The following is a 4,880-nucleotide window of genomic DNA, read 5'->3' as shown; positions in this document are numbered from 1 at the left end:
CAAGCTATTTGCTGTAATCAGATATAAAAATACAACAGGAAGGAATACTAAAAAAGCTGCTGCAAGAGCTCCTGGTATAAGTTCAACCCCGAATAAAACACTTGGAAAACCCACTAAGATGACAAAGGGGAAAAACGACAGTGAAAAACCTACTATTATTATTTTAAAAACCGGTTTGTGTATAGTATTCTTATAACGAATATAACGGGAAATTAAAATGTAAAGACATAAACATATACTTATTGAAAAGACAGCAAGAAAGGAATATCTAATAATGGATAAACTTAATCTGTAGATCTGAAAAAATGTGTTAATAACAAGAAGTAAACCATTGGATAAATAAAATGGAAATAAAATCTTACGATTATACAAAGAAAGCCCATATCGCCTAAAATAATTATTTAAAAATTCCAAAAAGAGTACGGGTATTAATGAGAATGTAATCCGATTAATGTATATCCCTAGAATATCCATCCTAGAAGAAGCTCCAGCACTTAAATAACTTAATCCAATAGCTAGAAAAAAGAGAATTAGTAAGAGGGCAGACTTATCATTGAATTTTTTTATATATAAGAAAAAGGAAAAAAATAATAAAATTACCAGCACTAGTGTTGGTAACACGATATCATACTGAACTTGCTCCGGAGTCATATTATTTGTCACCTTATATACGATTAATTCTCCGTTTTTATTAATGCCTAATGTCTCTGCTTGTTCGATGGCACCATATTGCAGGATTGTTAAATAACCGCTAGGTTGAATTTCGTTTATTAATGAAACAGTATCTCCAACTTTGATTCCTTGTTGTTTTGCCCATCCTAGATGATCCACATCAGATATCTGCCATGTACCTAATTCATTTTTTTCCACGCTTAGCCCAATGTAGGGAATGCCTAAAGTGACAAATAGCAAGTAATAGGACAACATCAAAATGATTCCTGTTGAAGCTAGTAACACGAAACCTTTTTTTAAGTTTCCCATGCGAAATTTCCTTCCTGAAAAAGAGCCAGGAGCTATCCTGACTCTTCGTAACTCTCGTATTTACCAATATAATAGTGGCGAGATATTATTAGAACTTACGAAAACATCAAGAACTGCCTTCTGCTCCATTTTCGTTAATCCTATTAAGCTTGCTGTACCCTCTTTCACTTTCTCTTTCACATCAGGATTTTGTATTAAATACTCAACAACATTTTGCAACATGTCTTTTTCCTCCCTTCTTAATTTTTTAACAATATCATAAATTCTATCGTTTAACACCGCTAACAGTACTGCGAGTTCCCGCAACTATATTGCGGGGAATAGAAGATTTAGAAATAGTGCAACAACTTTTCTTTCCATTCTTGCACTATACCCATACTATCTATAAGTTCAATCGCTTGTAACTGATTTAGCCTCATAATAATATGAGCATATTCAAGGGCACCAGATTTCTCGATTAACTCTTGAATTTCTACTTTGTCTTTAATTAATTCCCCTTGCATTAGTTTACCGCTAAAATAGTTCCTAGTAAACTGATACTGGGGTTCTTGATTTTTAAGTAAATATAAGGTAAGAAGAGTTTTTCTCTTATTGATCAGATCATTTTTTTCATCCCAACGACAGATATCATTTATGTCATTCTTGATTTGGGCAATTATCCCTATGTGCTCTGCATAGTTATTTACACTATCATGATGCTTATCGCAAGCTAAGGCTGTTCCTACAAGACATGCAGAAGCCATAAGGGACCCTGACTTTTCTCTAACCATTTGGATATAATCCTCTTCAGATTCAATCAAATTCATAAGATCAATGTGTTGACCATTAATCGCCTTTAGCACACACGTATTTAGGTAATTGTTTGCCATTATCTTTCTATTCCGTTCAAATGAAGTTTGTTCTAATGCTCTTGTACTAAGCATCAGAAGACCCGTAGCTATGTTCATAACTAGAGCCTGATCAATGTTAGCCCAAGGTACGGAGAAATTATCTTGATCCTGCAAGTCGTCAAATATATCCAGAGAAAGAATCATAAACTCAACTGCTGCTGCTGCATGAAAGATGTCTTTAGACTGACCATTAAACATCTGGTAATGAAAAATAACAAGCTGACCAAAAGGAAAGTGACCTTTCATTTTGAATGTAATGAATTCTGACATATAGTTTTTAAGTTCTTTTACCTGAAAATAGTCATTTGCTAATTGTAACATTACTTGTCCGATAACGTCCCAATCTTCTTGCATAAAATTAGTTACCTCCTGTTCCTCGAAAAAGGTAAAATATAACGTACATAGGTTTGAACTGGACATTTGTCAAGGACAGCTTGAAAATCCGGCGCCGAAAAAACTATTATCTGATAGTAGTCAATTTGCACGGTTGATACGCACTCATCCGCTGGAATATCATCATCACGTTCATACTTTGAGTCCTTTATTCTACCTGGTCATATCTCAGGAATCATATCTTTTACCCCATCTTCACCGTAGTCGTTCTCCTCGCCCCACCATAGGTTACTCCATACAGGTAGCCAGATTATCATGTGTAGGGTAAACGAATAGCTATCTGGTGTTATGTTTTTCTCAATATTAACAACTGCTACATTTATAAAAAACTGCTTTGATCTTTAGATTATTGAACGTTTCAATTCACTTTATATTTTTTCATAACACATTGAACAAAAAATCTATTTATTCCATATTATTGAGAGAAGGGTTTTGTGACCATTTCCCCTTCATACAATGAAGTCGTAGCTGGCTCATCTAGCAATAAAAGTAAATTATTGAATTGCAAGGCAATAAAAAAACTGCCAACAATTTGGCAGTCGAACTGTCATAGTACTTTTCAGTACCTTAGACTCCTAACTTTGCGTCCCAGACTTTCAACTGGTTTGCCTTTTATATTTTTAATGTAGCTAAAATTAAAGTGCTTACTAGGAATTATATAACAAAATTTCGCACTTTCATGTCAGATAATGTCACAGAATTTTGTAATATATCGACAATTATTGTTGTATGTTTCCTTAACGAATATAAATAAAAAACCGGAACACTTAGAGGCATTCCATTTACTTTTTCTGAGGCCTTCTTTAAACCACCGTTTGGGCTTGACACTATAAGATTATGGCAATAGTAAAACTTTGATGTGATCTCTACCCCCAAACTGGTCGTTCAGCACAAGCTACTCCTGCTAAACAACCAGAACAATCAAAATTAATAGACATTTTATCTAACGTCCAATCAACGTAGTAGGAATATTGGCATGAGGGTATAGGAAAAGGGGCCTATCTTAACAGCAGTTAAACCAACAATTTCTTAAGAAATGTTTATTTCATGCCTTTGATTATAATTTTTTTCCGCCTAACAATTCCAATGCCAATTATAGCTATTATTATTGCAATAATTAAAACAGAAGGTGATGTCCAATCCACAGTAAGGCTGTTGCTACCGTTGCTTATCCCCCATACTTTTGTCCATGTGCATAGACCTGATATTTAGGAGTAGCTAGAGAATCTTCATTAGGACTACTAGTTCCAGCAATCGCAGATATTGGGCCAAAACTCAGGGACCCTGCTACCAGGCCAGCAACAAGAGCAAAAGAAACTATACATATATTTAAATGTAATGAAAAATTATTCTTTGTAATATCTTTATGGGAAATTGATTACCCAAATCCCATAGACCGAGTCTTGCACGGCAGACGGTTACAACCGGAGATTCATGAGGATCAGTATTCTGCACCTCATGATTACGTTCCTCTAAGCTATTGATTTAATCAATGGCTTATTCTCTATCTACTCACCCCATAAATCACTTAAGATTATGACAATAGCACCAGCATTCTATCAATAAAGACGAACGCCGGTGCTATTTCCTATCGGGGTTTATTTAGTTGAAAATGATTTAGTCAAGTCATCAAATTCAAGTTTTTCACCGGATACATCTCTAGTGGCATTTCCATCTGATGTTAGACTAAAAGAACCATGGAATCCGCCAACTACTGCATAAACGGGTGTATTACTTGTGGGAAGGGTTAAATCTTTTGATGGCTCCGCTAAAAATAGCAGTACCTTGTTATCAGACTGTTTTAAAACAGTCTCAGTATCGGTTCTCATCGTTAAATTGTCAACTGTACCTCCGAGGCTTCTTACTACAAGAGTATCTCCAGGTTTAATCGGATCACTCGTTTTGTTGCTAATTATTTTTTCCACCTTAACATTGGTGTCGGTATAAATAACTTCATTCTTCTGACCTACAGGCTGAATTCCTTTTGCAGGAGCATTTTTGTTAATTATTTTACCAACAATAACAACATCTGAGTTGTTGGTAAGAAATTGTGGTTTAAGTACATCTGATGTATACATATTTCCACTATAAACAACAGTACGCGGAACAACATTTTTTACGATAACAGGGCCTGTTAAAGCAATAACACTTAAACCTAAACCTAAACCTAAACCTAATACAGCTATTATCGTCGAATATATAATCTTAGTTTCTTTCAACATTTTCACCTCCATGTTAAATATTAAGGATACAGAGCTTTGTCTCCATTAATATCATCTGTCGCTAGGCTTCTTTTAACTGATCCGGGACTCGTGTAACCGTACATTACAGAACTACTACTACCTGGCACTATGGTCAGAAATGCTCGCCAGATGTAAAAGATTACGTTAACTAACCCCACTGTCTCAGAGGTAAGGGGTCTTTGATGGTATTACACCAGGAACCATAGGTAATGCAACCATCAAGATTAATTCAGAGCACAATCATCTAAACTATCCAACTTGAGACACAATCCAAACTTACGTCTTCTTCTCATTCTCTACGCCAGACAACAAGCTAAGCATCATTCCCATGCTAATCCAGAGTACTGGATCCTCAAAAAAACGCCCTTCTGAT

General features: G+C 35.3%; 3 protein-coding genes, 1 pseudogene and 1 riboswitch. All 4 genes and pseudogenes read right to left on the bottom strand.

Annotated features, from left to right (window positions below; all coding sequences use genetic code 11):
- Positions 1-981, bottom strand: a pseudogene (locus VIM70_RS20670) (histidine kinase); the annotation flags it as partial.
- 60 nt (positions 982-1,041) lie between these two features.
- Positions 1,042-1,203 carry a competence pheromone ComX gene (comX, locus tag VIM70_RS20665; RefSeq protein WP_331947677.1) on the bottom strand — a complete coding sequence of 54 codons (162 nt, stop codon included), beginning with the start codon at positions 1,201-1,203 and terminating at the stop codon, positions 1,042-1,044.
- Between the two features lie 107 nt (positions 1,204-1,310).
- On the bottom strand, positions 1,311-2,291 hold the full coding sequence (locus VIM70_RS20660; RefSeq protein WP_331947676.1) for a polyprenyl synthetase family protein: 981 nt from the start codon (positions 2,289-2,291) through the stop codon (positions 1,311-1,313).
- A gap of 504 nt (positions 2,292-2,795) precedes the next feature.
- A riboswitch (cyclic di-GMP riboswitch) is annotated at positions 2,796-2,884 on the bottom strand.
- Positions 2,885-3,862: 978 nt separating this feature from the next.
- Positions 3,863-4,486 carry a hypothetical protein gene (locus tag VIM70_RS20655; RefSeq protein WP_331947675.1) on the bottom strand — a complete coding sequence of 208 codons (624 nt, stop codon included), beginning with the start codon at positions 4,484-4,486 and terminating at the stop codon, positions 3,863-3,865.
- Positions 4,487-4,880: the final 394 nt, after the last annotated feature.

The organism is Clostridium sp., assembly GCF_036569345.1.
In the GTDB taxonomy this organism is placed as follows: domain Bacteria; phylum Bacillota; class Clostridia; order Clostridiales; family Clostridiaceae; genus Clostridium_AD.
The sequence above is the reverse complement of the archived record's forward strand: the minus strand, read 5'-3'. Positions and strand labels throughout refer to the sequence as shown.

What these genes read in the sequence shown, in the direction of transcription:
- comX (WP_331947677.1), bottom strand. Translation starts at nt 1,203, where the DNA reads ATGTTGCAAAATGTTGTTGAGTATTTAATACAAAATCCTGATGTGAAA.
- VIM70_RS20655 (WP_331947675.1), bottom strand. Translation starts at nt 4,486, where the DNA reads ATGTTGAAAGAAACTAAGATTATATATTCGACGATAATAGCTGTATTA.
- VIM70_RS20660 (WP_331947676.1), bottom strand. Translation starts at nt 2,291, where the DNA reads ATGTCCAGTTCAAACCTATGTACGTTATATTTTACCTTTTTCGAGGAA.